At 22.8% G+C, this 1,331-nt stretch carries 2 protein-coding genes; both read right to left on the bottom strand.

Going from position 1 to position 1,331, the window contains the following annotated elements; genetic code table 11:
* Positions 1-2: 2 nt before the first annotated feature.
* Entirely contained in the window at positions 3-752 is a 750-nt protein-coding gene (locus HG1285_RS01245; protein ID WP_157560737.1) for a hypothetical protein, read from the bottom strand.
* Positions 753-915: 163 nt separating this feature from the next.
* A partial coding sequence (locus HG1285_RS20050; RefSeq protein ID WP_008289440.1) for a hypothetical protein occupies positions 916-1,331 on the bottom strand: 416 nt, incomplete at its 5' end.

Here is a 1,331-nt window from a genome sequence, read left to right as displayed (position 1 = left end):
CTCTAATTGTTATCTTGATTATTATTTTCCTTCAGTACTTCCTTGTTAACACTCTCCACGAAATTGCTTACAGGCTTAAAATTAGTTAAAAGCTCATTTTCTAACTTTACCTTTAAGTAATGGAAAATGTTCATATTGTCAATTAAGTTTTCTTCTTTGTAAAAAAAGAAAAAGACTTTAGATATTTCATATTGTTTGTAAACAGGCAGTACTACAATCCAATTATTTTCATATTTAAATGAATAAATTTGTGGTTCTATAAATTTTAAAAACTGTTTGTCGCAGTTAGCTTCACCTACAGATAAACATTTGCTTTTTTCAATATCAAATAAAGATATTCCAGATACGTTTAAATTTGAGAATAATTTAAACATTGTTTTCTTTTCGTCTTTTAAGGAAATGTCAGAAAAATTTGATAAGCTGTACTCTTTTGTTTTATTGAATTGCTTTATAAAGTCTGATGTTATAGATATTAAATTATTTTCTAATTTGTTAATCTTTTTCTCATAATTTTTCATAAGATTTAAAATGCTTATAGATGATAAATAAAAACCTAATATGATTACTATAAGAGTATATTCTATATAACCATTTAAAAAAAATGAAAAAATGACAGGAATAATTCCTGAAATAAGAAAACTGAAAAAATAATGTTTTTTGCTTAGGTATATAGGCATTAATATGAAAAACATTAATGATAAAAATGGATTCCCTGCTAAGTATAGGAAGTACATAACTGTTATAGTATCCATGAAAAGCATAAAGAATTTACTGACATACCTTTTTGTAAAAAAATACACAAATATATAAAATAATGGGAATAAATATATTAAAGGTTTTAGTTCAATTTCCTGAAAAAATGAAGAAATCAGTAAGCAGCTAATAAACGCAATTCTTAATACTGTTTCCATACACTTATTTTATCAAATTTTTGCTTAAAAACTTTACTAATGAATAAATATTTGACGAAATAGTATTTAACTGTTCTTTATTTAGAAGGAGATAGTTAAATTCGGCTTTATGTGGATATAGCCATAGAAATTCTATGTTTCCCTCAATAATATCAAAAGAATTTTCAGTTATAAATTTTATTTTTGGGTTAATTTTTTTCTCTATAGATATTATTTTTTTTAAAAACTGGTTGTTTATTATTATTTTTGAGTTGTATTTATATACAATAGGAATTATATCTGTGTAAAATCCTTCATCTATAAAGATATTTAGTTTTGTATTTTCAGTGAAATTTTTTATTAAATATGAAATATCATTTAAGTACTTGTATTCAAAAAAAATTAATCTTACCCGAAATCCTCTAATATATCCAATATTAA

The sequence above is a fragment of the Hydrogenivirga sp. 128-5-R1-1 genome, from assembly GCF_000171895.1.
This window is presented reverse-complemented; position numbering and strand designations above follow the sequence as displayed.

Bases quoted from the DNA above. Each gene is read 5' to 3' on its own strand.
- HG1285_RS01245 (WP_157560737.1), bottom strand. From the start codon at position 752: ATGGATACTATAACAGTTATGTACTTCCTATACTTAGCAGGGAATCCA.